The sequence below is a fragment of the Thiobacillus denitrificans genome, assembly GCF_001530125.1.
Taxonomy (GTDB): domain Bacteria; phylum Pseudomonadota; class Gammaproteobacteria; order Burkholderiales; family Thiobacillaceae; genus Thiobacillus; species Thiobacillus denitrificans_C.
Genome location: NZ_LDUG01000048.1, coordinates 86850 through 113089, shown reverse-complemented (window position 1 = coordinate 113089; position 26240 = coordinate 86850). Strand labels below are relative to the sequence as shown.

Sequence of the window (26240 nt, the reverse complement as noted above, 5' to 3'; positions counted from 1 at the left end):
ATCCCCCTTGGTGGCAGTGTGAAATCGCGGCTGTCAGCTTCCATTCCACGAAGCAGTTCTTAGCACTTGGCATGATGCAGGTCGCCATCATTTCGAAAAACTCGCCTGAATCTGCCGACTCACAAAATCCACCTCTCCGGCCAAGCCCGATGTCGCCGTGGACGTAATCTGATAGATCGCGACTGTAGTCGCGCCATCAAGCACCACAGTCTGAGTACACGTTACGGCCACATTAAATGAAGTGAGTGTGCCAGTGAGCGCAACCGCGCCGGGAAAAGGCGGAGGACACGGTGTGGGTACAGGGTTAAGCGGAGGAACAGGAAAGTTGACCACCTGCCAGGCCGCCCACTCCATCCCCGCACGCGCCGCCTGGTAGGCACGACTCCCCTGAATGTCCAGCGCACTGCTGAGTTGACTGGTGCGCGACAGCGACACCATGTAGGCCGCCAGCGCGGCCAGGATGACCAGCAGGAAGATCGCGGTGGGCAGGACGAAACCGGACTCGGTGCGCGGCACACGGTTCATGGCTGATTGCTCACTTGGGTGGTGGCAACCAGGCGCACGGTTTCGTCCGCCTGGCTCAGGTTCAGCGTCATGCTGACCAGGCCGCCGCGTTCGGTCACGCCGGGCTGGTAGTCGAAGCTGCAGGGGGAGCCGACAGGGACGCTGACACGGTTGGCCAGCAGCGCCCGCGGGGTGGCGGCGGCGAACACGGTGGGCTGGGCCGCGGCAATGGCATAGCCCCAGTAGCGCGTGAGCGTGCCGGCACCCGGATTGCAGACATAGCTCACCGGCCCGTCGACGACCTGGAAGCGGTTGCCGGGCGAGGCCAGGGGAAACTGCTTGGACGCGATGGCGATGTTGGACACGCTGCCCGTCGGCCCGGTGTAGGCGGCGAGCGTGTCGCCAGGCGTGCCAACCGCCCAGGCGTCGGCGCCGGGAATGCCGAGGTTGTACACCGCGATGCGGTCGCCGGCCTGCATGTCGATGGGGGGACCCAGCACGTCGAAACTGCCGTCGCCGGCGGGATTCGTGAAATCGAGATTGTCGTTGCCCTGTGCACGATAGCGCCCGCCGCTGCGGGTGCCGAGAAACTCCAGGTAGACCACGCTGCCCACCGTGGTGACGCGCACGCTGTTGGGCAGTGCCAGCCGGATATCCCGAGCCATGCGACGGAGCGCGGTGTCGGCGGTGTCGGTCAGGCGCGCGCGGCGGTCCTGGGCGACATAACTTTCCAGCGGAACACGCAGGAATACCGCCACCATCGAACCGACGATGGCGGTGATCGCGATGACGATGATCATCTCGATCAGGCTGAAGCCGGTGTGATTAAAGGTTGGGCGCATATCGCGTGCGATAGCCGGAGAGGCTGACGCTGTGGTTGCCCGGACCGGTGACGGTGACGGTCACCAATAGGGTTTCGTTGTCTCCGGGCACAACCGGGACGATGCCATTAAAGTCCGCAACGGGCTGCACCTGGACAGACGCGGTGTAGCCGGCCAGCCCTGCGATGGCAGTGCCGGTGAGATCATCGATGCCGGTCATGGAAAAACCGTTGTAATCGTTGACGTTATCGTAAGGCGTGACGTTGGAATAGCGATCTTCCACGCCTTCCGCCCCCATGCCTTCAGGCGTCGTCGCGCAGCCTGCAGGACTGCTTGCCGTGTTGGCGTCCGCATCATCCGGATCGCAATAGGTGTAGGGCTTGGCCAGCACTTCTTCGAGCAGCGATTCGGCGATGGCGAGCGCCTGCTTCCGCACCATGGGGTCAGCGCTGGAACGCGCGTTCAGGCTGTAGACCGACAACACCCCGGTCACCGCGATGCCCACCACCACGATGAACACCAGCAGTTCGATCAGGCTGAGGCCGCGCTGATCAGTCATGCACATAGCCTGTTTCCTGCTCGACGAGAACATGGTGCGTGCCGGTGCCGTTGACCTGGATATCGAGCTGGGCCGCGATGTTCGGGCGCCCGCCCCTGTCGAACGTCAGCACCGTAACCGGGGCAATCGTCACCCCGCCCGGCACTGTGACCGTGTAGGGCTTTTCGCCGCCCGGCCCGGGTGCCTGGCTTGCGGCCGCACAGGGGGCAATGGGGTCGTAACAAAGGGTGGCATCGTTCGCTGTCAGGTGCACGGAGACATCGCGACGCTGGGAAACAGCAAGCTTCTGCGCGAAGCGCACCGTGGCGGCGAGCTGGTCGGCAAACCCGCGGGTATCGAAGCTGGTGCGGCCGATCAGACGCGGCACGGCCACCGCCGCGAGGATGCCGGCGATGACCATCACCAGGATCAGTTCCACCATGGTAAAACCGCGGCTAAAGCCGCGGTTCAAGTTAGGCATGATCAGCGTGCATCAACAGCCCGCACGGTTTATCACACTTACAACAGGCGCAGCCCCCGCAGCTGCAGCAGTATAGGTAAACGAGCAGGTTGGCGCGTCTGTACCACCCGTGACCTGAATAGTCGCCACACCCCCAACCGCGGTCGCAGCGTAACCTTCTTGAGCAAGCGTCGCTGCGGTGGCCGGGAAAACCAAGCTCAACCCAGCAGCATCAACAATCCCGTTCAAGGTTCCAGCAGGATAGGTGTTTACAATTGCCACGCGGCCGGATTCGGTACACAGGTTGGACGTGTTATTAGCAATAGCTGGATTAGGGCCTACGTTGGCCGCGCAGATTGCAGTATCCACCAAGCTTGCACGCGCGAGCGCGCTACCGTGCACCATGGCTGCAGCCGATAGCACCGCGCCGCGCGCAGCATTGAGCTTGGCGATGCGCGCATCCTTCGAGATGTTGGTGAAGCGCGGCAGCGCCACCGCGGCGAGAATGCCGAGGATGACGATGACGACGATGAGTTCGATCATGGTGAAGCCGTGCTGTTTTGTTTTCATTGCGTTCCCCTGCTTATTGGAATGAGGTTTGTCTGCCAGCGTCGCCGCGGCGACCCACGGAAGCTATTACGGCGCACAGCGCCGAGTCTTGAATAAAAAGACAAATTTCTGATAAATATTTATTTGATGGCCACGCTGGCCAGATCCCACATCGGCAGGAACACGCCGAGCGCCAGCACCAGGACGATGCCGCCCATGGCGACGATGACGATGGGTTCGATGCGGGCGGCGAGCGTCTTGATTTCGTAGTCCACCTCGCGCTCGTACATGTCGGCGACTTCCTGCATGAGTTCGTCGACGCTGCCGGTTTCCTCGCCGACGGCAATCATCTGCAGCACCACGGGGTTGAACACGGCCGCGGTCTGCGCGGTTCGCAGGATGGATTCGCCGCGCTCGATGCCGTTGCGCATCTGCTCGACGCGCGAGGCGATCCAGGCATTGTCGGTGACTTCGGCCACCACCGAGAGCGCCTGCGCCGCGGGAATGCCGCTTTTCAGGGACAGCGCAAAGGTACGGGCAAAACGGGCGAGGGTGCTGCGCTGGATGATCGAACCGGTGAGCGGCAATCTGAGCTTGAAGCGGTCCCATATCAGGCGTCCAGCGTCGGTGGCGCACCACACGCGGAACCCTGCCACCGCCAGCACCAGGCCCGCCAGCATGAACCAGCCATAGGCCAGGGTGATGCGCGAGGTTTCGATGAGGATTCTCGTCATCAGCGGCAGTTCGGCGCCGAGGCCGGCGTAGACCTTGGCAAAGGCCGGGATGACGAACACATTGATCACCGCGACTGCGACCACCATGGCAATCATGACGAAGCTCGGATAGCGCAAGGCTTCCTTGATGCGGGCGCGGGTTTCGCGTTCGAATTCGAGGTGTTCGAACATCCGCAGGAAGATTTCATCCAGGCGCCCGGTCGCCTCGCCTACCCGCACCATCGCGACGTAGAACGGGGTGAATACCTCGGGATGCTGGCGCATGGCGGTCGACAGATCGCGCCCGGCTTCGAGCGATTCCTTCAGGGAGGTGATCACCCGCGCAAGCGCGGCGTTGGTGGTCGACTCGATGAGGCCCGACAGCGACCGCAGGATGGGAACGCCGGAACGCATCAGCGTATAGAGCTGGCGCGAGAACAATTGCACGTCGATGGGCTTGACGGTGGGTGCAAACAGGCTCAGGCCGCCTGATCCGCCATTACGGCGCTCGGATTGGCTGGTTTCCTGGATGGTGACGGGCGAAATACCCCCCCGCATCAGGCTGGTCGCACAATCGGCCGCGCTGTCGGCCTCGAGGAAGCCCTGCATTTTTTCGCCGCCCTGGGTGCGGCCGGTATACGCAAAGCGCTGCATCAGCTTGTCTCATCCTGGGCGCTTGCCCGCATGGCCTCGGCCAGTGACGTCACGCCGGTGCGTGCCAGCGCAATGGCCTGATCGCGCAGGCCATGGCCGGCCATGGACGAACGCGCGGCCGCGACGAATTCGGCGGGGCTGTTGCGGGCCAGGCTTTCGGCCAGCACGGTATTGATTTCGAGCAACTCATGAATGGCGCGCCGCCCGGCATACCCGGTGCCATGGCAACGATCACAACCCTGTCCCGCGACGTACGCTGCTTCGGTTTGATCGTCGGCATGCGCCCGTCCGAGCCAGACCCGTTCCTGCGGCGTAATACTATGCGGCGCCTTGCAGTTCCCGCACACCTTGCGCACCAGCCGCTGCGCCAGCACGCCCTGCACCGAAGTCGCCACCATGAAGGCGGGGACGCCCATGTCGAGCAGGCGCACCGGGGTGGATGCCGCGTCGTTGGTGTGCAGCGTGGACAGCACCAGATGGCCCGTCATGGCGGCCCTGAGCGCGATCTGCGCGGTGTCCGGATCACGCATTTCGCCGACCAGGATGACGTCCGGGTCCTGGCGCAGGATGGCGCGCAGCACCCGGGAAAAACTGAGGTCGATCTTTTCGTTGGCCTGCACCTGGTTGACGCCAGCCAGTCGGTACTCCACCGGGTCCTCCACCGTGATGATCTTGGTGCCCGGCTCATTGAGTTCGCCCAGCGCAGCGTAGAGGGTGGTGGTCTTGCCGCTGCCGGTGGGGCCGGTGACCAGCACCAGGCCGTTGGGCCGATGCAGGATGGCGCGGAAGCGCTCGAGCATGGCGGGCGGCATCCCCAGGGTATCGAGGGTCAGGGGGGTGTCGCCCTGGCTCAAGAGCCGCATCACCACCGACTCGCCGTATTGCGTCGGCATGGTGGACAGGCGCACATCGACGGTGCGGCCGCGCACCTTGACCGCAAAACGCCCGTCCTGCGGCAGGCGCTTTTCCGAAATATCCAGCCCGGACACGATCTTCAGGCGCAAGGCCAGCGCCGGCGCAATCTTGAGATCGGCCTGGGTCTGTGGATGCAGCATGCCATCGATGCGGAAGCGGATCGCCAGGTGCTTTTCCTGCGGCTCGATGTGCACGTCGGATGCACCCACCTGCAGGGCATCCTCGAACACCGTCTGCAGCAAGCGCACCACCGGCGCATCGGCCTGCCCTTCGCCCAGCGCCTCCAGGCCGATGATGCTGGCCTCGCTCTCGCCCATGTCGCGCGCGAGTTCCTCGGTCAGGCCATGGATATCGTCAGTGCGCCGGTAGAGCCGGTCGATGGCCGCCAGCAGGTCGCCCTCCGCGACCACGGCGAGCTGGATGCCTTCCTGGAACAGCCGGGCCACCTCATCGTAGGCAAACAGGTCGGTCGGGTCGGCCATGCCGACGAAAATGCTGCCGTCCCGTCGCGCCAGCGGCATGGCACGGAAACGCCGCGCCTGCGTTTCCGGCAGCAGTTGCAGAATGGACGCGTCCGGGCTGAATTTTCTGAGGTCGACGAACGGAATCGCGAGTTGTCGCGCCAGCGCCTGGGCAATGTCGTTTTCTCCCGCCAGCCCGCTTTCGACAATGATGCGGCCCAGCCGCCGTCCGCTCTTTTTCTGCGCGGTCAGCGCAATGTCCAGATCAGCGCTGGAAATGACTTTCTGCTCGACGAGCAGGTCGCCCAGGCGGATTTTCTGGCGTGCTGGCTGCTTGGTTTCGGTGGGCGTGGCGGACTCTGTCAGCATGTTGTTCTCGGGGCGGCTCGTAAGAATGAGCACTTATCGGCCTTATCGGGCGCCAGCTTTAAAACTGATAGTCCATGGGGGCAAAACGCCGTTGTAGGAGCACCCGCAAGGGGTAGGCCGTGGTTGTAAAGCCGCTGAAGCGGCAACAACCACGCACCGGCGCCCTCGCCGCGATTTGCGCCCGTAATCACGCCGGGCAAAAGGGGACGGGAGATCAGCTCATCGGCCCTGCTGTTCGATCATTTCGCCAGGCTGGCTGCCGGGGCGCAGTTTGCCCTGGTAGATAAAGCCGGCGCCGTAGCGGCGGCGGCCATCCGGCGCGGTGATGAGTTCGTTTTCGCTCCAGATCCAGACATGGCCGTCGCGGGTATCGAGGATGAACGCCCGCGCGCCGCCCTTGCCCCCGTCTGCGCCGGCCAGCGGCAGGGCCTCGTACCGTCCGACCGCTGCGCGCCCCTCATCGGCCAGCGCAGCGGTCGACAAAGCCAACAGTCCCAACGCCATCCATCCTGTCCGCATCATGCATCCTTTCATGCAACCCGAATTGTCCACCAGCACCAACCGCTCCTACATTCCTAAACGGGCATTCCAGGAGACACGCCGGGATCGTGTCACTTGAAAAGCGCGGCCACGGCCTCCGTATCCAACACATATTCATGGTTGCAGACATCGTCGTGCACCCGGATTTCGCCGTGCTCGGCGAGGATAGACTCGCATTCGGCGCGCCCAATGCCGCGCAGCATGGCCTCGATCTTGCCCGAATCATACGGGCAGTGATAGCTGACCGGGCGCGGATCGAACACGCGCACGCCCTCTTCGGGGAACAGCCGCTCGATCAGCTTGATCGAGCCGAGGCCGAGCAGCTCATCCGCCCGCACGGTATCGGCCAGGATCTGCACCCGGTTCCAGCCATCGGCATCGCGCTCGGCAGCGCCCGGCAGCGCCTGCAGGAACAGGCCCGCAGCGGTCTCGTGGTTGGCGGCCAGCCACAGGCGGGTGGGGGTCTGCTCGGACTGTGTCAGGTAATGCTCGAACACCGCCGCCACGGTATCGCCCTGCAGCGGCACATGGCTCTGGTAGGGCTGGCGCATGCCGGCGGTGTCGAGGGTGAGGGTCAGCGCGCCGTCGCCCAGCAGGGCCGGCAGGCTGCCCGCGGAGAGTTCCGAGGCGGTGCGCGCCATGCCGCGCAGGTGCAGCTGCTCGTCGCAGTCCATCACCAGCAGCGACACTGCCCCTTCGCCGCGCAGCTGAAAGGTCAGGCGCCCCGCCTGCTTGAGGTTGGCGGTGATCAGCGTGGCCACTCCCGCCAGCTGGCCCAGGAGCTCGACGACCGGTTCGGGGTAATCGCGCCCCGCGATCATCTCGCGCCAGGCGGGGCCCAGTTGCACCCAGGCGCCGCGGATGTCGAGTTGTTCGAACAAAAAACTGCGCACGCGGTTGGGCTGGGGGTCGGCAGGCTTCAAACCAAACCCATCACCACAGAGGCACGGAGGCACAGAGAAAACAAAAGAAAAAAGGGCTTACCGGGGTGAGGCTTCAGTATTCTGCGACCCATTGGTTTTCCTCTGTGTTCTCTGTGGTTCAAAGCTGTTTTTGCGTTCAATTGAGCTGCACCCGTTCGCCCCAGGGCACCGCACCCTTGCCCTTGACCAGCCAGATCACCGGGTAATTCGGCGGGATCTTGGGGAAATCGCCTTCGGCGTCGGTGAAATACACCAGCATGTTGGGGCTGCGGTTTTCATGCTCGACCCAGTCGAACACCGGGCGGAAATCGGTGCCGCCGCCGCCTGAAAGTTCGGCGGGAAGCTCCATGGTGTCCCACGGCTCGAACTCCCACGGCGCGGCTTCGGCCACATGGTTGTCACACGCCAGCAGGGTCACGCGCGCGCGCACCTGGCCTTTCAGCGCGTCGAGCTCGGTAACGAACTGGCGCAGTTCGTCGTCGCTGATCGAACCGCTGGTGTCGATCGCGGCGACGACTTCCAGCCCTTCGCTCGACAGGCGCGGCAGCAGCGCGTCGCCTTCGCGCCGCGACGGCCGCCGCCACGAATAATCGTCGCGCTGGTTGACCGCGAAGAAGCGCGCCAGCAGCGCGCGCCACGGCAGGCTGGGCGCCAGGAGGCCGTCGACCCAGCGCATCATCGATTGCGACAGCTTGCCGGCCTGGCGCGCGGCCTGGGCGGCGGCGGCGAGGCGGTTCTTCCACTGCTCGGCGAGTTCCTCGCGTTCGGCGGGCGACAGTTCGTTCGGCTTCTGCGAGGCCTGGCTGCCGCTGCCCTGCTTCTCCTTGGCCTCGCTCTGGCCTTCCTTGCCCTGGCCACCCGCTTCGCCGGCGTCGGGATCGTCCTGGCGCTGGTTCTTGTCGGGACTGGCGCCCGATTCGTTGTCGCTGTCGAACAGGTGCTGATCGAAAGATTCTTCCGGCGTGTCCTCGGGAATCAGCGGGTAGATTTCCTCCGCCGACAGCGTCATGAAATTCTGGTCGGCGAGGATGCCGTGCAGCGGCGGCTTCAGGCCTTCCTCGATCAAAATCAGGTTGACTGCATGGTCGCAGGCCACGTCCCAGCGCCGCTTCACCCGGTGGTTGCGGCGGTGCGGGTGGCCCATGGCGCAGTGCATCGCCTCGTGCGCCAGCACAAACTGAGTCTGCGCCAGCGACAGATTCTCGACGAAGCCGGGATTGAAATAGAACGCCTGCGCGTCGGTTCCGGTGGTGGTGCACCACTCGCCGCCGACCTTCAGCGGCAGGTGCATCACCAGCGCGCCGAGGAAGGGGCGCTCCATGATGAGGCGGGTGCGCGCAGCCGAAAGCTTGGTGAGGATCGGCTGCAGGGCGTCAGGTTGCTCAGCCATTGATCAACCCAAATTCCTCACCACAGAGGCACAGAGACACGGAGAAAACCGATGAAACAAAGGCATTCATTTCATCTGCCGGATGGGCCTTCAACGTCTTGCAATTCATTGGCTTTCCTCTGTGTCTTTGTGGTTCAACTTCGGTTTTCAGGATCAATGCTCATACAGAACCAGGTCGGTGATGCTGTTGGCCCACTCGGCAAACGCCGGCACGGCGAACAGCGGACGGCCTACCGCACGGTGGAGGTCGCTCACCAGCATCACGCCCATTTCACGCTGCGGAAAGCGCTGCGCGTATCTGAGGATGTTGCCGTACACCGCGACGGCATTGCCGCTGTCGGCGGCCTGCAGGGCGCGCCGAACCAGCGCGGCGGCAACGCCGTACTGCAAGTCGATGCCATTGGGCACCTCGGCCATTTCGCCGGCGATGATGGCGTCGATGTCCGGCATCTGCGCCATGTTGTCGACAAAGGTTTTCAGCTCCAGCCCGGCCGACTGGCCGACGCAGGCCATCAGCGCGTCGGCGAGCAATTCGGTGCGGTCGAATTTCTGCAGCGCGCGGTGGGAAAATTCCCAGGAACGCGGGCTGGGGAAGGCAATCGGCGTGTGCGCCGGGTCAAAGCTGAACAGCAGATCAGGGCGGAAGCGCAGGAAAGCGATCACCCGCGGGTCGATGTCCTCGCTGTGCGCCCAGTCCACCCAGTCGTCCAGATTCACCTCGACTTCATAATGGGTGAAGCGATTGGCCAGCGGTGCCGGCATCGCGTAGGTCACGCCGCGGTCGCCCTGGCGGTTGCCGGCGGCGAAGATCACCCAGCCGTCGGGCACCGTGTATTCGCCCAGGCGGCGGTCGAGAATCAACTGGTAGGCCGCGGCCGACACGGTGGGCGGCGCCGAGGTGATTTCATCGAGGAACAGGATGCCCGACGGGCCATGGCGTTCGGCATCGGGCAGCATCGAGGGGATCGACCATTCGACCAACTGGCCGCTGCGGAAAGGAATGCCGCGCAGGTCGGTCGGCTCCATCTGCGACAGGCGGATGTCGATCAGCGGCACGCCGTGCCGCTGGGCAATCTTGGCGACGATCTGCGACTTGCCGACCCCTGGCGGGCCCCACAGCATCACCGGCGTGTGGTAGCCGTCGGCGGCGCTTTCAAATTCGCGGTCAAGGATGGTTTCGATGTGAGAGGGACGCATGGACAATCAGAACAACGGTAGGGTCTTGAATGATAATCGCTCGCGCGCTTGGGTTCCAGCCGGAAGGTATCGTCCTTGATCGAGGTGGGGGGATTTTGTTACCGTGGAGCGACCCGGACTGAAATGGAAGCAGCATGAAATTTTGCAGTGAATGTGGCAGCGCCGTGGCGCTGCGCGTGCTCGAAGGCGACCACCTGCCGCGCCATGTGTGCCCCGGCTGCGGCACCATCCATTACCAGAACCCCAAAATGGTGGTCGGCTGCATCCCGGAATGGGAAGACAAGGTGCTGCTGTGCCGCCGCGCCATCGAACCCAAGTACGGGCTGTGGACGCTGCCTGCCGGCTTTATGGAAAACGGCGAAACCACGCTCGAGGGTGCCGCGCGCGAAACCTGGGAAGAAGCCGGGGCGCGCATCGAAATCGGCGGCTTGTATACCTTGTTCAACCTGCCGCACATCAATCAGGTGTACTTGATGTTCCGCGCCCGGTTGCTGGATCTTGATTTTCAGCCCGGCATCGAATCGCTGGAAACCCGGCTGTTCACCGAAGCCGAAATCCCCTGGGACGAAATCGCCTTCCGCACCGTGCGCGCCACGCTGGAGCAGTATTTCAGCGACCGCCGCACCGGCTCATTCGACTTTCATTTCGGCGATATCCGCACGCGCTGAACTTTCAAGCTGGAACCACAGAGGCACAGAGACACGGAGGAAAAACAAGGGGGCGTCACAGTTTGATGCCACACCCTTTGGTGAATGTCCGTCCACGGACAAGCCATTATTTTCTCGCCTTTCTCTGTGCCTCTGTGGTGAGGAATTCAGGTTCAATCAAGTGCGGCCTCAGGCGGCGACGGCGAACTGCTCCCGCCCCATCACATCCATCCTCACGCGCAGCCAGCCTTCGTGGCTTTCCTGCACCTCGCCCAGCCGCAGGCGATAGAGCATGTCGCCGTCGCGCAGCATCAGCGGCGCGCCCAGGCGGTAATGCGTCTTTGGAATCAGCAGGTTGCTCCCCCCTTGGTCGAGATGGGTCATCGGAATGAACACGGCCCAGGTCTTGTCCTGCGCCCCACCTTGCCCATCCGGCTCGAAATAGATTTCCACCCGCTTGGGGTGGCGTGAGAGGCGCTGCGCGCCGACCAGGTGCTGGCCGTCTTCCTCGCGATTCCAGCGGATCGCCAGCAACTGCCAGATATTCTCCGACGGATCCCAAGTCACGGCCACCAGGCGGCCATGCGGCAGCGTCGACGCCGCAGGCAGCGCAAAGCCCATGCCCTCCGTGCTCTCGTCGCGCAGCATCCACGGCTCCAGGGCCGGGTATGACCTGGCCGCATCGGGGTGGGCCAGGGCTGCCAGGATGTTGTCCATCCCCGCCGCCACCCACACCCGGCCGAAGCGGTGCGTGCGTTGACGGTTGCGGCGGATACCGCCGCGTTCGATCAGGCTCGCCACCTGCTGGGTGAGTCCGTTATCCCCCTCCGCAGCCGAGGATCGATCGAGCGATTTCAGATAATCGATCAGCGGACGCAGGGCCAGGTAACGCAGACGACGCCCCTGTACCCAGTCATCGTCCAGCACGCAGGCCCCCTCGCTCAGCGACAGGTCCACCACGTGCGTGTGCACCTCGCGCTGCGGCACGGCTGCGGGCAGGGACAACGGCTCGTAGCCCTCGAAAATCTGCGCAATGGTTTCGATTTCCTGCGTGCGGTAGCCCAGCGGATGCGCCAGCCCCATCAGCACCACCAGCGTGTATTCGCGTGCGCAGTGAGTGGAGCGCGCATTGATCTGCACCGTCTGCGTGGCAAAACCATCGCGCTCGGCCAGGCGGTAGATCTTGTGCACACGGCGCCAGGCAGACCCGGCCGGATCGCGCGCCTGATGATAGTCCCAGCGCATGACCAGACCGGCGTAGCGCAGCGCGCGGGCGGCAATCTCGGCGGCAAAGGGCTTGATTTCCGCACTGGCCGGACCACGATAGGCCCCCTTCAACATGCCAAGCCAGGCCTCCGCCAGCAGCGACCAGAACACCCACGATTCGCGCCACAAGGCCTGACGTGCCAGGCGAAACGATGCCTGGTTGCGCACATATTGTTCGACGATGCGCAGCTGCAAGGGCAGGCCCGCCTCTTCCATCTTCATCAACGATTTCATGCGGCTGAGCGAGGCCGCTTCATTTTCCGCATTAAAGCGTTCCAGCCCTTCGACCAGCACATGATGTGCGTCGTAATCCGAATCCGCAGGCAAGGCTTCCAGCCATTTCTCGGTGGCTTTCACCGTGGAAAATGGCGAACCCCCTGCGGCTTTTCTGCGGCGGGCGATCGTACTCAACATATCGAAAAGATCGGGCATGGCTGGCATCAACTTGTTGCGGATGACTGCTGACCAGCACCATTTGTGCCAAACCCATGCCCGTAGCGCGTTTATTTCAACGCATTGGTTTTGTTCGGGTTTGCAATTCCTGCCTGCAGCTGCGTCCTGGCGGATTAACGAAAACCCGACACCCCCTGTTGAAGCCGCGTCAATCCTTCCCGGCGCGCAGCTTGTCTCTCACAAGGCGGGGCGAACCCGCTACAATTCGCGCCGTGGAGGTGTGGCCGAGCGGTTTAAGGCACCGGTCTTGAAAACCGGCGATGGTGCAAGCCATCCGTGAGTTCGAATCTCACCGCCTCCGCCAGAACATCAATAAAAACAATAACTTAAAAGTGTAGCGTGTAAAAACCCACCATCACGCCCACCACTGTCGGCGCGCTGGGGAAACATGTCACTTGAGTAGCACTTTTTCAGCCAGGGGCGGGCGCTCTCGTGCGAGCCAGTCAATTTCCCCCATACGAACCGGCCAATCTCAGCTCGTTCTTCGGCGTGCCAGTTGTCATAGATCGCTCCAAAAGATGGGCGCGTCCTTACCATCGCCCGCTGCCAGTTTAGCGCCCCGTCAGGATGGCCGCCACGGCGATAAATCCACCCGGTTGATACCCTTCACCCATCCAACACCAGAACATCGATCACTGCTTCGCGGCTCAACTCGCTCGCTCACCAGCACAGGAATGGCGGAGGTGATCGCCAGGGCGTCCGCAGCGCCGGCCCACATCAGAGCCGCGGGCTTCGTCGGCCTTACTCGCCATCGGCTATCAGTGACTCCAACCCGATCTTGCCGCTGTGTTCGATCCTATCCTTGAACGCGCCGACATCAATGTGCTTGCCGATCAGTTCCAGCAGCTTGGTGCGGTCAGCCAGCCTCACCTTGCGCACGGTGACGAAGGTGGGCTTGCCTTCGTCGTCCGTCCCGTCGCGCTCATGCGCCGTGTCTATGCCGGCCACCAGACCAGTGCGCCAGGCCATCGGCCAAGACCCGACCGGCAGCAGGTTGCCGTTCGGGTCGTAAATCTCAGCAAGGTCGGCGGTCGCGTCCTGGGCCAGGCGCTTGAGCATCCAATCGGCGTTGATCTGCGTGCGCTCTGCACGTTTATCCATGCGTTCCTTCAAAGCCGCCGCTATCTCGGGTTTTCTCAGGTTTTCATATCCGGTCGCATCTGCCCGCTTGGATGAATACCCGGCCCGTATCGCGGCCTGCGTTGCGTTTAAATCCACGATGTACTCGTCGGCGAATCGCGCCTGTTTTGGTGTCAGCATTTGCTTCACCCGCCCCGCCATTCATTGGCACCAGCAGCCGCCAGACACACCCAAGCAAAGATGAACGGAACAATGTCCCACCCGCTATCAGTGAAAAACGGCATCAGTCCATATCCGACTAGTCCAGCAAAAAAACAAAACACAAGCGCCTTTGTTGATTTCTTCATGTCTAACCCCCTCACGATCTTCTTCCATGCCGCCGCAATCTGGCAGCGCCTGGTCGCCTTACACACGCAGGCAACCGTACTTTTAGTCATGTCCATCACCGCAACTCTTTCCTTCGTCCGCATTTCCAGCACATGAAGTGTTTCTCGATCAGAGTACCGCGCGTTGTGGTGTGAGTCGCCTATACAGAGACCGCGCTCGTTGACGGCAATGGTGCGAAGTTGCGCCATCACTTCTCGGCCAGAAACGCTCTGATTTGATCCGAAGTAGACTTCCCGTACCACGAAGACGCCACCTTGCTGGCGCCGGTCATCAGCGAAGACGCGCCTACCATTGCCGGGCTGATGCCGGCGGCGCTGCCTTCCTTCATCATCGCGCTGCTTTGCAGGTTGGCGGCTTCGGTGCGGTAGCCCCACGCGCTCCTGACGGCGTTGGCTTCGAGCGTGTTCTTGTCGATTTCCTTCATGATCTCGGTCGACGCCTGGATCTCGGCGGCGCTGCCTTCGCCCAGGTCGATGCCGTTGGCGGCCATTGATGCGCGCTGGCGGCTCTTGAGTTGCCCGGCCTGCATAGTGAGGCCGGCGACCTGCTTCTGCCCGTTGTCCAGCGCCGTGCGCGCCCCGAGTTCGGCGATGCGCGCGTTGATGCGCGACATGTCGGCCTCGAACGCGAGCTGGTTCTTGCTCATCTTGGCCGAGTAGAAGCCACCGATGGCGCCGGACACAGCGCCGGCAGTCTGCATTCCGAGTGATATATTGGCTGCGCTCATGGTTTTCCCCTTAGTGAGTTTGAATGGTGTTGTTCAGAATGTGGGGCGACATGCGCTCCACCTCATCGACGACGATTGCCCAGCGACCGTTCAGCACATCGAGGGCGAAAGCCACGTCGGACAGAGTCAGGCCCTCCGCCATGGCGGCGTCTGTCTCCGACAGTGCAAGCTCACCTGATTGCAATTTGCCGAACGCCTCCACCGGTTCTATTTCTTCCGGCGCGCCGCGATTGAATGCCAGCGAGGACAGGCACCCGGCGACGGCTACCGAACGCCGAAGGGACTCGGGCAGATCGCCTGCAGGATTACGCACCCAGCAACTTCCATCGAAGGACTGCCCGCCGGGGTGGCAATTGACTGCCAGGTGAATCTCGAAGCCGGCAGAAATGGCAACCACGCCCTGGCCAACAACATGGGCGATGGTGAGGTTGAGGTCGTGCTGCAGGTCAGCGCTTGTCATTTCCGTTCCTCGTCTTCAACTTGCCGGCGGTGGTCGCCAGCGCCGAGGGCAGCGTAACCGTGGCCGCCGGGGCTGGTGTCCTGGTCGGCGTTGAGGCTGACCGTGTAGTCGGTGGTCAGGGTCAGCGTGGTTTCAATATCGTCCGGGTCGGTCTTGACCACGACCACATCGGAGTCGGCAAACACCTTGAAGGCGAACGGAAAAGCGTCCAAGACGTTGTTGCCATCAAACGGTCCCGCCTTGCGGGTGGTGCTGCTGATCGTCATTGCGACTCCTGAGTGTCTGCGTGGGCTGTGCACTCGGGTGTGCGATACGCACACCATTACTGCTTGCTGTCAGGGCTGACCTGACCCGTCAATATCCCGCGTGCGAAGTCAAATCCGCTGGTCGGATCGGTGGCGTCGTCCATCACGCCGACGCCGTAGCCGATCGGGCGCGCTGCAAGGTTGGCTGGAAGTCCAAGCGTCATGCTCATCAAGGTGGCCACGTCGCGTACCGCCTTCTGTGCGCTGCCATCGCCATCGATCGCTTTGTAGACCGATACCGGCGCACGCGCCGCTGACTCCAGCATGGAGATGGCGGGCGATGAGGCGAGGCGGTCGTCGTATGGCTTACTGTTCCAGGAGTTGACCGCCGCATTGACCACCTGCCCGGCGATCGGCACCATCGCCGTCGCATAGCGCAGCGGCGCCCAGCCGAACACTGCGGCGATCCAGTCGTCCAGATACTCGCCGTCGTCATCGTCATCGCCCGGCCCGCCCCGGAAAAGCTGGATGATGAGTTCCCCCACCACGGCCGGGATCATGAAGCCGAACACGAACAGGAACACGCCGCGCCCCGCGTTCTTGCGCAGTCCGCCGTTGTGCATCAGTTGGGCGTAGCCCGTGCCGAGCAGGTTGGCGTTCATGTTGAAGTAGCCGGCGAACTGCGTGAACATGCGGACGAAGGCGTTGCCACCCTCGAAGCGAGCGATGTCCTCGGCCTGCATCGCGCCCTGCGTCTCCCGCACCGTGCCGTCAGCCAGCCGCACCGCGTCGGCGTGAGTCTCGCCGCCCTGCTTTGCCTGGTTGTAGGCCGCCGTCCAGATGATCGGACTCATGCTGTTGTCGAAAGCTGACTGCAGGAAATAGGCATGGCGCATCGTCCACGCCTGCCCCTTCTCTAGTAGTGAAGGGTTGAGCAGGATGTCGTTGATGGCGTCGGTCATGGCATAGACCTCGTTCGCCATCCGTGTGTTCATGTAGGCGGACGTTTCCGAAACCGCCTGCGCAAACTCGCGCGGCGCCTTGGTGAAGTCCACCGTCGCCGCCAGCAACAGGCTCGGCTTGACCTTGATGGCGGCCAGAGAAAAGCCGGTCAACTGCTGCACCGTGTTGGCCAGGTTGCCGAACATCGCGGCCATGCCGGCGTGCGAGCGCAGCACGGAGAAGAAGCGCATGGTCCCGGCTGACCCGGCAATCGGTGTTTCCACCTGCTGCTTGGCCGAACGGTTGAGCCACGGCAGCAGCATCCCGGAGATGGCGGTCTGGTCGATGCGGTTGAGCGTTTCCCCCACCCGTTTCGACAGCACCCGCTGCACCTCGCGCACAGGCATTTCCATGTGCGAGAACAGCAGCACCTTGTCGACGTGCTGGCCCAAGGTACGCAGGTCGAGCATCAGCGGCTTGTTGTATTCGGTGCGCGCCTGGGTGAAGCCCTTGGGCGTGGTCGGGAAGGCGTAGCTCATCGCCGCGTTGTCCTCGTCGGCCAGCTTGCGCAGTTCGGCGTCCTTCACGATCCTCGAGTCCACCATCGCCGGGACGTAGCCGCCGGCACGGGTCACGCCGAACGGGTCGGTGAACGGATTCGCCGTCACCTCGTTGAAGTATCTGCCGAACACGTCGCGGTGCGTCTTCTGCGCCAGCGGCTTCATCGACTCCAGCAAGTCCCACGCGCCCTGTGCGAAGTCATAATGCGCCGGGGTGAGCTTGCCTTCCGCCACCAGGCGCGCAATGAAGGCGTTCCAGCGCGTCGTGTCGAGCTGGCCCGGCGCGACTTCAACCGCCCAGCCACGGCCGAGCAGCATCTTGCGCTTGTTCGACTCGTTGCCGGTATGCAGCACGGCGTGCAGGATCTCGTTGATGGCCGAGCCGCCGCTGTCCTTGCCGAAGGTGTAGCCGAGTTCGGGCGAATGGATCAGCGCAGGCTTGAGCGTCGGCGCGATCGACTCGACCAGCGCGCGGAACTGCTTCATGTACGCGGCCTTGTCCACTCGGTAGGCCACGGCAGCATCGCTGATCCGGCTCCACACGAAGCGGCGGAACGGCCCCATCTGCTGCGTGCCGTCCATCTGCCCGACCCACGATTCGACGCGGCGCGCAAAGGCCAGCAGCGACTTGAACTTGTTCATCCGCTGCTCGGCCGGGGTCACCGCCTGGCCTTCGCCGGGGATCGTTTCCGGGATGCCGTAGTCGGTCATGCGCTCGACCAGCGCGTCCTGAATGTCGGCAATCTCCAGCAGGTCGCCGTCGATCTCCATCTGCCGCGAGCGTTTGGCCAGGTGCATGATGCTGTCGATTTCGTCACGCAAGCCGCGGAATTGGTCCAGGGTCAATTCCTTGACCGGCTTGGCGTTGGCCTCAGCCCGCTCGACCGACGCCTGGATGACGGCATACATTTCGGGATCGTAGGCCTGCACCGACTTCAGGTATTCGCTGGCGCGCTCGGCGCGCTTCGGCGCGATGCCGTATTCGCCGAGAATCGCGCGCACGGCGTTCAGCAGGTCGATGTCCACCGACTTCGTGCTGTCCTTGCGCGCGACCAGCTTCGACCACGCGCGCAGCGTTGCCTTCACCTCGTCCTGTGCGTCGTAGGCCGCGCTGGTGGCATAGTGCTGGATCACCTGATTGCGCTTCTCGGCGGCAGCGGTGGCGATGTCGCCTTTGGCCTTGGCCGCGGCCTTCGCTGCGCGCGCTTCGGCGTTGGCGTACTGACCTGGACGAACATCACGCACCTTCAGGCGCGCGATCATGTCGGCGGCGAAGGCCTTGGCGGCCGACGCGAGGATTTTCGGTTTGCCGGTGGCCTGCGCCAGCGCGTTGACTTCGGTGGTCAGCATCCGCGCCCGCACATCGTTATGGATGGCCTGGTCGGCGGCGCGCTCGATGGCGTCGGGGCTGGACAGTTCACCGAAGCGTTCCAGCATCATCTGCTCGGCCAGCGCGTTGATGGCGTCCTTCGGGGTCGGCGCGGCGGCGAGCGTCCGCACCAGCTCGTCGCCCGAGCTGAACTCGAACAGGACCGCCACCAGGTCGGGGTGCAGCCCGTCCGTCGCGGTCATCTTCAGCGTTTTGAGATGGGCGGCGATTTCTTCAGGGATGCCGATGGCGGCAAGGCCGGCGAACTCGATCCGCCCCGCCATCAAGCCGTCCGGGGTGGCGATCTGCTCGCCAGGCAGCAAGTCCTGCGGCTGGTAGGCGTGCGAATATTGGGTGTCTCCTGACAGCTCGGCCAGAAAGCGGTCACCGAGGTCGTTCAGTTCATACTGGCCGTGCTCGTTCAGCGGCAGATAGCCGTGCTCGGCCAAGGCAGACGCCATGCTGTCGATCGGCAGGCCTTCGGTGACGCGCCACACCGGTTTGCCGAACAGGCCCGACTGCGGGATGTCCTTGGGGTCGGCACCCCACTCGGACAACACCTGGTCCTTGCGGATGCCGCCCAGCTTGGCGATGGCGACGAACAGCGAATCCAGCGTCGGGTCGAGCACATCCGGGTCTGACTTCCTTTCCAGCGGCGGCAGCTTGTCGTTGTCGGACAGCTTGCGGGTCAGGAAGTCCCACGCCCGGTAGACCGGCTGGCGCATCACCTCGCCGCGGGCTTCCATCGTCACCTCGGCCCTTGCCGCCTTCGATTCCTTCTGCAGCTTCTTGATCTCACGGCCGCGCGCGTTGGTCAGCCATTGCATATCGCGCAAGCCCTTGGCCTGCAGTTGCTCGATGGCGGTGTTGGTCGCGTCGGTTCCGAGCGCCTGGTAGGCAGCAAAGGCGTCCGCAGTCATGCCGGAAGTCTCGGGGCTGGCAAACAGCGCGGTCAGGCTGCGCGCCTGCTCAGCCAGCTGGATCTGCTCCTGGGTCGCAATCATGCGGTCGAACACCGACCGCACCTCGTTGTTCAGCTTGCCGGCCTCGGGGTTCTTGGCAAGAAAATCCTTGATCGACTTGTAGACGTTGACCATCCAAGCGCGGAAACGCTGGAACATCGGCTGCAGTTCCAGGCTCGGTGCCTGCCCGCTGAACAGGTAGGCTTCGAACGACTCAGCGGTGCGCTCGTGGTGGCTGCGCTGTTCTTCGAAGTCCATCGTGTGCCAGGTGCGCAGCTGCTCGGTCACGTCGCCATTGATGCCGTGCCAAGTCAACAGGCGGGATACATCGTCGACGATCTGCTGCTCGCCCGGGGTCGGTTCGGCCTTGCCGGCCAGCTCGCTGGCAAGCTGGATGTCGGACTCGAAGAAGTAATGTGCGGATTCGTGCAGGAAGGTCGAGAGGTCGGCGTTCTGCAGCAGGGTGACGGTGTTGGTGGCGGGAGAGAACGAGCCGCGCGGGGCGGTGTTGCCGCCGCCAGGCTGATACAGCGTGCCGGCGAGGCCGGTTAATTCCCCTGATACGAACCGGCCAATCTCAGCCAGTAAGTCTCCCCCTCGGCCTGCGCGCGTTTCGCGTGCCAGGGTATTTGTGACAGCCGCTCTTTTAAGCGTAGCGATTCCGATTGGCGCGAAATCTTCAGCCGCGCCCCCCTTTCCTCCGGGGTTTCGTGTCGTAACGATCTTGGAAAGACCCCGTTTGCGAAGTGCTCCAGGGAGTCCGTCGACAAGTCGCTTGAAACCGTCCTTTGTGAACTCAACACCATCCTGCTCGAATCGCTGCTTGTCGAAATTGAATGTGACATCCTTGACCTCCGCGACGAGCTTGACGGTGTTAGCATAGCTTGTTCGGATCAATTCTTCAATGTTGTTGGCATCGTTGCCTTCAACCCACTCAAGCGGCTTCACAACACCAGCAAGAACTGTTCCCTGTTTTGCGTCGGGGTTCATCTGGTATTCGTGCGGGCGCATGAAGCTGGTCTTGCCGAAGCGCAGCGCCAGCGACAGCATGTTCTCGGTGCGGCGGATCAAGGCCACGTCGGACAATCCTGCCGGGTCGCCGATGAACACTTTGCCGTTGCCCTCGGCATAGCTGCCAACCAACAGGTACAGCTTGGCGCCGCCACTCGCGCCCTCTTCCAGCCGCGAGGCGTCTAGCCACACTTCGCCCTGCTTGTTCTCCATCACATAGGCGTGGGTGCCGTCCGGCATCGTCACGTACCACTTCTTCGTGATGCCGGTTTTCTGCTCGTCCAGGTCGGGCTTGTCCGCGACCGCGCTCATGCCGGGATCGATCTCTCTGGCCGCGCCTTCCATGTCGAATGAATCCGGCATCGGGTTCTGGAAGATCGCCTCGTTGCCGGCCAGCATCTTCCAGGCCTTTTCATATAGGCTGCGGTTGGCCGACTGATTCAGGATGCTGGGGTCGGCGGGGTCGAAGGTATTGATAAGATTCTTGGTGGGCGACTTGTTGAAAATCTCGCCTTCAAGGTCGCTGATGATGTCGTGTAACTCGTTCCAGCGGTCGCCAACCTGAGCGATCCATGCGCCGCGTTCAGCCGTGCCTTCGAGTTGCGCATTCTTTTCTTCCAGTGCCGTGCGTTCAGCGATGGCCGCTGCCAGTTCATCGAATGCAGGCGCGTACTCGCTCGGCTCGGTTGTTTTGGCGAGCGCCTTGTACAACGCAGCCCCTTCTTCAGTGAGTCCGCCAAAGTCAATCTCGACACCAGGGAATTGCCGCTGCAACTGCTTGACCATCTCGGTCGCATAGCCTTTGCGGCGCTTTCCTTCTGGAACGTCTATCATTTGAACCGACGGACGGCCCTGATAAACGGAGTAGTCAATCCGCCCGACAGATTCTCCACCAGCGTCAGCCGTAAGCGTCATGTCGGTTTGGCCGCTGCGTGACCCGCGCGACCCCTCCTTGAATGATACGCCGGCCTGATCGAACTTGTCCCCGGCAACCTCCGCCCCGCGCGCATTCATCCCATACTTCTGGTGGAATGCCTCGGGCGTCATCCCCATCTGCGCCGCGCGAACTGCTGTGCGCGCGGCCACCAGCGTGGCATAGGCATCGTTGACCTGCGGGGTGAAGCGTGCTGCGGTGTTGAGTTGCCCGATAATGTCCTGCTTCACAACATCATGTGAGGCGCGGAATGTGTCGGCGTCTGACTGTGTTCCAATCACCCGCTCGAATTCGGCCTTCAGCTCGGCGCCCTGGTTCGCCATGAAGTCGGCAGCTTCGGCGCGGCTGAATCCTTCAACGTCGGTCTTCAGGTGGTCGAGTAGCTGCGGCGCGAATTCGGTCGGCGCGATGCGGGCGGCGTATTCGTCGACCGGGATGGCGATGACCCCGCCGGTGAGGATGGCGCGGTCAAGCTGCTCGAGCACGGCCGGCGACAGTTCGGCCAGCCGCGGCGCCATGCCGGACTGCATCAGGGTGCGGCCGTCGATGAAGACATTCTGCACCGGGCCGTCTTCGGCGACGGCGGCGATGAAGCTCTGGAAGGTTTCGGGGTCGCGCGCCAGCAGCTTGTCGGCGGCGGCGAGCTTGTTCAGGTTCTTGATGAAGGCGCCCTGCTGCTCGGCTTGGTCGGCCTTGCGCTGGCCTTCGAGCGTGCGCTTGCCTGCCATCATGGCCACGTCGATCATGGCGCTCGGCATTTCACCGATGGCCTCGGCCAGCACGGAGCTGGCATTGACTTCCTGCCCGGATGCGACCGAGCCGGCGACTTCGCCCGCCGCCCCGCCGGTTGCCTGCACGCCGGTCTGCGCGGCAAGGTTGCCCGCCATCGACGGACGCAGCCGCACGCCGGCCATGCCCGCGGTGGCAGCGTCGAACGCGCCGATGGTTGCCGCCTTGATCGTGGCCTGGCGTCGGGTCTCGGCAAATTCGGGGGTGGCAACTGCCGCCTGCACCGCTTCCAGGTTGTTCAGGTCCACGCCGGACGCCTGCAGCGCCTCGGCAATGGCGGTAGAGTATTCGGCGTTGGTCGAGGTGGCGCCTGCCATGCCGGCCAGCCCGCGCGCGCCGCCCGCCAATCCGCCGCCGGCAATCATCGGCAAAGCCGGCGCCATCAGGCCCAGCGATTCGGTGGCGACGTTGGCGCTGATCTCGAACGGGTCAGACAGCAGGGCCGAGAGCGAATCGCCCCAGCCCTTCGCCTGGTAGAAGTCGGCCGTGGCGCCGGTCGGCTGCAGTTTCGTCAACGCTTGCGTGCGTTTGCCGTACTCGCCGACGTTCTCGGTCACGCGGCCCTGGTGCTTCGCGCGCATCTGCGCCAGGTTGTCAGGCGAGCGACCGGAACCGGCAAACATGGAGGCGAGCGGATCGTTCGGCGACAATGCGCCGCCGCGCTCGATGGTGTCGATGGCGGTCAGAATGCGCGCCGAATCGTCGACCGCCGCGGCATCCATCCCGCGCAACCCTGCCGTAAATCCGCGCTTGGCCGAGCGCAAAAGCTGCTCGATACCAGACAGGTTATCCACGTTGTCAGCAGCCAGCTTGGCAAAGTCGGCATCGCTAAACTTCTGCCGCAGCGCCGGGGAATTGGCGGTGGCCTGCTCGATGCTGCGCACGCGCTGCTCGCGGGTGGCGAATTCTGGGTCGGCCTCGACTGCGGCCAAAGGAACGCCGAGCGATTGCGCGATGCGCTTCTGGCGCGCGATCTCGTCCGGGTTGCTGTCGAGCGCCAGGGTGGCGCCGGCACGGACTGCCCCGGTCTGCGCGCCGCTGTAGGCGTCCATGGCGTCGTCAACCGTATCAGGCGCGGCCACAGGTTGGGTGCTGCGGTCCATCAACTCGTCGAGATCCATTACGGGCCTTTAATCAGGTTTGCGGACTGGCTCTTGCTCATCAAGTACCAGTGGCGCAGGTTGTCTTCGGTGGGGGCGAACAGCGGGTCTTGATTGCGCCGGTAGCGTTCGGCCATCTTTTGCGCGATGGTCGAGCGGTCGGCCTGCGGGATTACCACGTCGCCGATCTGGTCGGGGTTGAGCGCGATCACCGGAACGCTGCGATCGCGGCTGAACATCCCGCCGTCGACGATGACCTCCTGCGCCATTTCCTTCTTCATTAGGTCCATCTTCTGTTCGCGGGTTAGCGTGATGCCGCCTTGCTGCTGGCGATTAATCAACTGCTCGACGCGGAACTGAAGGGTGCCCAGCGCGCGCCTCTTGTCCTCGTTGATCCCTCTCGAATACGGAGAAAGCCCAAGGCTGTCGGCCACCATGTCGAAGTCCTGCTTGTCCATCTTGGCTTCGGACAGCTTGCCCGGCTTCTGCAAGGTGTCCCACTTGGACAAAAGCTGTTTGGTCGCTTCCAGGCCGAAGGTGCTGCGCTTGGCCTCGACCTCGGCGCGACTCATCCGCGCCAGCACGGCAGGGTCGGTGTCGGTCAGGTACTGGTCGCCGTTCTGCAGCAGCAAGGATTTCTCGTTGCGCTGTGAGCGCACCAGGGAACGGCTTTCTGCGGTATAGGCGCGGCTCTCTCGGGCGTGGGCTTCGGATTCAAGCGTCTTCCTGATGTCGTGGCGGTCCTTCTCGGGAAGCTCAAGCCATGCCTGGCCGTTCTGCACCTTGCGCATGCCGGCGCCAGCGTCGATCATGCCCCACACGCCATTGATGCCGCCGGCCAGCACTTCGGCCTGCTGGGCATTGAACGCGGAGGCGCGCTCACGCAGGGCGGACACACCCTTCTTCATGGCGTCCGGGCTGCCGGCCAGTTCGGCGCGCAGTTGCTTTTCCATATCGAACAGGCGCACCGGTGAATTGGCGTCTGCCGGGCCGATCCGCGACCACACTTCATCGGCGGTCGTCTCGGCCATCTTGGTGCTGCCGGCCTCGGCGATATGCCCCTGCACCTGGGCGCGCGCCTGCAGGGTCATGCTGGCGCTGTTCTCGTCGTAGTAGGCCTTCGCCACGTCGGCCTTGTCGTCGGCGATCAGAGTCTTGATGATTCCCGAGTGCATCGGGCTGACCGCCTCGGTATAGGCGCGGTCGGCGACATCCTTGTCCAAGCCGTACTTCTGCGCCATCTCGGCGGTGATAGTCTTGATCGCCTCCTGCGAGCGCAGGCGTTCTTCGGTGTCGGCGTACAGCAGCGTGGCGCGCTCGGTCGCCGTCTCGATGCCGGTCTGCCAGATTTCCTTCTGGTGCGTTTCCTGCTGCTTGACCATGTGGCCACTGGCCAGCGCGTACAGCTTGCCGCTGATCTGCGACCCAACATGCGCGAATCCCTGCTTCTGCGCCTCGTTGCCAAGGCTGGCGGTGATGCCGTCCAGCCCTTGCTTGAGCTTCTTGCCGTACTCGTCGGCCAGGCTCAGGCCGTCCGGGCGCTCCAGCGCGTTGCGGCCTTCCAGCTTGAGCATGTCGAGGCGCAGGTCGGTATCGAGCTTGACCGCCTGATTGGTGGCGTCGTCGATCCGCGTCTTGTTGGCATCGCGCTGCATGTCGAGCGCGACCTGGCCGAGCTGCCCGCCGGACTGCATCAGCGCCTGGCCGGTCTGCTGCGCCTGCTTGCCCGCGGTGTCGACCATCGCAGGAGCATCGAAACGCGTCTGCGGCTGGGCGGTCGGCGTGGCCTGGAATGAATCGTACGTCGGAACTTTAGGCATGGAACTCTTCCTGATTAAGCGCTTGCAGGACGCGATCTGCCTCTATGGCAGTCAGCGCCTGAATACTGGCGAGTCTTGCTTTGGCCGCATCGATGGACGCCAGCACGTCGGCCAGCTCGTCTTTCGCAAAATCAAGCCTTTTCTCTGCCAGCCAGCGTTCGTTATTGGACGCTTCAATCTGAGCCCGTGCCCTCCTTATTTCCTTGCGCGCTGTTTCTTCCGCAGCGATGATCTTCGCGGCGATTTCCATAAACGTGCTGCCGGGATCAGGGCATGGCACGGCGGCGGGAATGTGGTTGGTCATGGTCATATCCTCTTGGTGAGGGTGGGTTGTTTCAACTTGCCGGGGTGGTCTTCGTGCGTGGGCAGGTCGTGAGCCACGCCTCTATCTCGTCTTCGACAAAGCGAACTGCTCCCGATGACACCTGTACCGGTGGCGGTATTTCTGCGCGAACAACCATGCGCTCGAGAGTGCTGCGGCTGAGCCTCAGCCGGTAAACCAGGTCGCTGTAGGACAGAAGCTTCATAGGGTGGCGTGATGGCTGTTGCTGTAGCCTGAATCTATACGCGGGCTACTGCTGTACGCGCACCCTCGGCTAAACTCCCGGCAGGAGGAGTCGCCCATGAGAACAATCATCATCGCCGCCCTGCTGCTTGCAGGCTGCGCCGCCCAGCCGCCGCGCGTCACCGGCACCGAACATGCCGTCTCGGTGAATTGGGCCAACTCGGAAGCCGCGCTCACCCTGCCCGCTGCCGAGGCGCACTGCGCCAAACACGGCAGACACGCGCAGTTCGCCGGCAAGCCCAATGCCTTTACCGACGCATTCAACTGCGTTAAGTCATGAGCGAACTGATGCGGGAGATCAGGTACAAGGTGCGCGGCGCCACCTGGCGCGACGTGTGGGCTTGGCTCACCTACGGCAGCGGCATGCGCCTGCCGGTCGCGCTGGTGCTGGCGTGGTATGTTGGGAAACTGATCTACGCCCTCGTAGTCCTATCCACCCGGTAAGAATTTGCTGAGCAGAAGCGCGGCCGGCGAGCCAGGCGGGTGGTGGCGCATCGTTTCGACCATCTCGCGGGTGCGGGTAAGCAGTTCAACATGGTCGGGCTGGATCATCACGCGAGCCTTTCTGTCGGGTAAATGATGGGTATCGCGGTGGGTATCAACACACAAACAGACGAAACACCGCATCCAGCAAGGCCGTCAAGCGGAGCATGGTTCCGCCATACTCGGCTGCCGATTGCCTCAACGCGACGCCAGCACCCCGCGCTGCGCTCAGATATGCGCCGCTGCTTGCCTCCCCCATTACCCAGCCAGGATTGGATGCGTGGGCTCAAGTTCCAACCACCATCTCTCATGGCTAGGGCCTTCATCAGCATCAGGTGCGGGGTTGGTGCCGATTGGTGATTCGCACCAATTCGCATCAGTTCGCACCTGTCTCTGCCATTCCCGT

Annotated in this window: 24 protein-coding genes and 1 tRNA gene; 4 read left to right on the top strand and 21 right to left on the bottom strand. The window is 63.3% G+C overall.

The features are described from left to right. Positions 1-87 precede the first annotated feature (87 nt). From ABW22_RS14585 to ABW22_RS14535, 11 genes are all read right to left on the bottom strand, one after another. Entirely contained in the window at positions 88-525 is a 438-nt protein-coding gene (locus ABW22_RS14585) for a hypothetical protein (RefSeq protein WP_059758306.1), read from the bottom strand. Continuing rightward, positions 522-1346 carry a prepilin-type N-terminal cleavage/methylation domain-containing protein gene (locus ABW22_RS14580; protein ID WP_059758303.1) on the bottom strand — a complete coding sequence of 275 codons (825 nt, stop codon included), beginning with the start codon at positions 1344-1346 and terminating at the stop codon, positions 522-524. Before ABW22_RS14580 ends, ABW22_RS14585 begins: the two co-directional genes overlap by 4 nt. Further along, on the bottom strand, positions 1330-1884 hold the full coding sequence (locus ABW22_RS14575; protein ID WP_059758301.1) for a prepilin-type N-terminal cleavage/methylation domain-containing protein: 555 nt from the start codon (positions 1882-1884) through the stop codon (positions 1330-1332). Before ABW22_RS14575 ends, ABW22_RS14580 begins: the two co-directional genes overlap by 17 nt. Continuing rightward, the gene (locus ABW22_RS14570) at positions 1877-2344 is read right to left on the bottom strand and encodes a pilus assembly FimT family protein (RefSeq protein WP_082708910.1); all 468 of its coding nucleotides are present in this window, start codon (positions 2342-2344) and stop codon (positions 1877-1879) included. The genes ABW22_RS14575 and ABW22_RS14570 overlap by 8 nt, the downstream gene beginning before the upstream one ends. Positions 2345-2356: 12 nt before the next feature. After that, entirely contained in the window at positions 2357-2893 is a 537-nt protein-coding gene (locus ABW22_RS18355; RefSeq protein WP_059758294.1) for a type II secretion system protein, read from the bottom strand. Positions 2894-3012: 119 nt separating this feature from the next. Then, entirely contained in the window at positions 3013-4239 is a 1227-nt protein-coding gene (locus ABW22_RS14560; protein WP_059758291.1) for a type II secretion system F family protein, read from the bottom strand. Then, a complete protein-coding gene (locus tag ABW22_RS14555) occupies positions 4239-5984 on the bottom strand; it encodes a GspE/PulE family protein (protein ID WP_059758287.1) in 1746 nt (581 codons plus the stop codon). Before ABW22_RS14555 ends, ABW22_RS14560 begins: the two co-directional genes overlap by 1 nt. A gap of 219 nt (positions 5985-6203) precedes the next feature. Beyond that, on the bottom strand, positions 6204-6506 hold the full coding sequence (locus ABW22_RS14550; protein WP_237763364.1) for a hypothetical protein: 303 nt from the start codon (positions 6504-6506) through the stop codon (positions 6204-6206). 89 nt (positions 6507-6595) lie between these two features. Continuing rightward, positions 6596-7447: an Hsp33 family molecular chaperone HslO gene (locus tag ABW22_RS14545; protein WP_059758284.1), complete on the bottom strand. Its 852-nt coding sequence runs from the start codon at positions 7445-7447 to the stop codon at positions 6596-6598. A gap of 136 nt (positions 7448-7583) precedes the next feature. Then, complete coding sequence (locus ABW22_RS14540) at positions 7584-8837, bottom strand: DUF2201 family putative metallopeptidase (protein WP_059758281.1); 1254 nt, start codon at positions 8835-8837, stop codon at positions 7584-7586. A gap of 153 nt (positions 8838-8990) precedes the next feature. After that, positions 8991-10034: an AAA family ATPase gene (locus ABW22_RS14535; RefSeq protein ID WP_059758280.1), complete on the bottom strand. Its 1044-nt coding sequence runs from the start codon at positions 10032-10034 to the stop codon at positions 8991-8993. A 134-nt stretch (positions 10035-10168) separates the two neighbouring features. Here ABW22_RS14535 and ABW22_RS14530 point away from each other — a divergent pair, with 134 nt between their 5' ends. Continuing rightward, the gene (locus tag ABW22_RS14530) at positions 10169-10702 is read left to right on the top strand and encodes an NUDIX hydrolase (protein ID WP_059758278.1); all 534 of its coding nucleotides are present in this window, start codon (positions 10169-10171) and stop codon (positions 10700-10702) included. Positions 10703-10870: 168 nt separating this feature from the next. Here the strand turns inward: ABW22_RS14530 and ABW22_RS14525 are convergent, their stop codons facing one another. Further along, positions 10871-12379 (bottom strand): hypothetical protein, encoded by a 1509-nt coding sequence (locus ABW22_RS14525; protein WP_237763363.1) that lies wholly within the window; start codon positions 12377-12379, stop codon positions 10871-10873. Positions 12380-12614: 235 nt separating this feature from the next. Between ABW22_RS14525 and ABW22_RS14520 the strand changes: the two genes are divergently transcribed. Continuing rightward, positions 12615-12704, top strand: a tRNA-Ser gene (locus tag ABW22_RS14520). 437 nt (positions 12705-13141) lie between these two features. On the opposite strand, the gene ABW22_RS14515 is transcribed toward ABW22_RS14520, so the two are convergent. Genes ABW22_RS14515 through ABW22_RS18460 form a run of 9 tightly spaced genes read right to left on the bottom strand, consistent with a single transcriptional unit; the run spans position 13142 to position 25313 of the window. Next, entirely contained in the window at positions 13142-13660 is a 519-nt protein-coding gene (locus tag ABW22_RS14515; RefSeq protein ID WP_059758638.1) for a terminase small subunit, read from the bottom strand. A gap of 5 nt (positions 13661-13665) precedes the next feature. Beyond that, entirely contained in the window at positions 13666-14055 is a 390-nt protein-coding gene (locus tag ABW22_RS14510) for a hypothetical protein (protein WP_059758276.1), read from the bottom strand. After that, positions 14055-14594: a virion core protein, T7 gp14 family gene (locus ABW22_RS14505; protein ID WP_059758273.1), complete on the bottom strand. Its 540-nt coding sequence runs from the start codon at positions 14592-14594 to the stop codon at positions 14055-14057. Before ABW22_RS14505 ends, ABW22_RS14510 begins: the two co-directional genes overlap by 1 nt. 10 nt (positions 14595-14604) lie before the next feature. Continuing rightward, a complete protein-coding gene (locus ABW22_RS14500; protein ID WP_059758270.1) occupies positions 14605-15054 on the bottom strand; it encodes a hypothetical protein in 450 nt (149 codons plus the stop codon). Further along, the gene (locus tag ABW22_RS14495; RefSeq protein WP_059758268.1) at positions 15051-15320 is read right to left on the bottom strand and encodes a hypothetical protein; all 270 of its coding nucleotides are present in this window, start codon (positions 15318-15320) and stop codon (positions 15051-15053) included. Before ABW22_RS14495 ends, ABW22_RS14500 begins: the two co-directional genes overlap by 4 nt. A gap of 56 nt (positions 15321-15376) precedes the next feature. Beyond that, a complete protein-coding gene (locus tag ABW22_RS14490) occupies positions 15377-22987 on the bottom strand; it encodes a hypothetical protein (RefSeq protein WP_059758262.1) in 7611 nt (2536 codons plus the stop codon). Continuing rightward, positions 22987-24786 carry a hypothetical protein gene (locus ABW22_RS14485; RefSeq protein WP_059758258.1) on the bottom strand — a complete coding sequence of 600 codons (1800 nt, stop codon included), beginning with the start codon at positions 24784-24786 and terminating at the stop codon, positions 22987-22989. The genes ABW22_RS14490 and ABW22_RS14485 overlap by 1 nt, the downstream gene beginning before the upstream one ends. Continuing rightward, entirely contained in the window at positions 24779-25090 is a 312-nt protein-coding gene (locus ABW22_RS14480) for a hypothetical protein (protein WP_157648665.1), read from the bottom strand. Before ABW22_RS14480 ends, ABW22_RS14485 begins: the two co-directional genes overlap by 8 nt. 31 nt (positions 25091-25121) lie before the next feature. After that, positions 25122-25313 carry an AlpA family phage regulatory protein gene (locus ABW22_RS18460; protein WP_082708906.1) on the bottom strand — a complete coding sequence of 64 codons (192 nt, stop codon included), beginning with the start codon at positions 25311-25313 and terminating at the stop codon, positions 25122-25124. Positions 25314-25409: 96 nt separating this feature from the next. On the opposite strand from ABW22_RS18460, the gene ABW22_RS14475 reads away from it, so the two are divergent. Further along, a complete protein-coding gene (locus ABW22_RS14475) occupies positions 25410-25631 on the top strand; it encodes a hypothetical protein (RefSeq protein ID WP_059758253.1) in 222 nt (73 codons plus the stop codon). Then, the gene (locus ABW22_RS17465) at positions 25628-25795 is read left to right on the top strand and encodes a hypothetical protein (RefSeq protein ID WP_157648664.1); all 168 of its coding nucleotides are present in this window, start codon (positions 25628-25630) and stop codon (positions 25793-25795) included. Before ABW22_RS14475 ends, ABW22_RS17465 begins: the two co-directional genes overlap by 4 nt. Positions 25796-26240: the final 445 nt, after the last annotated feature.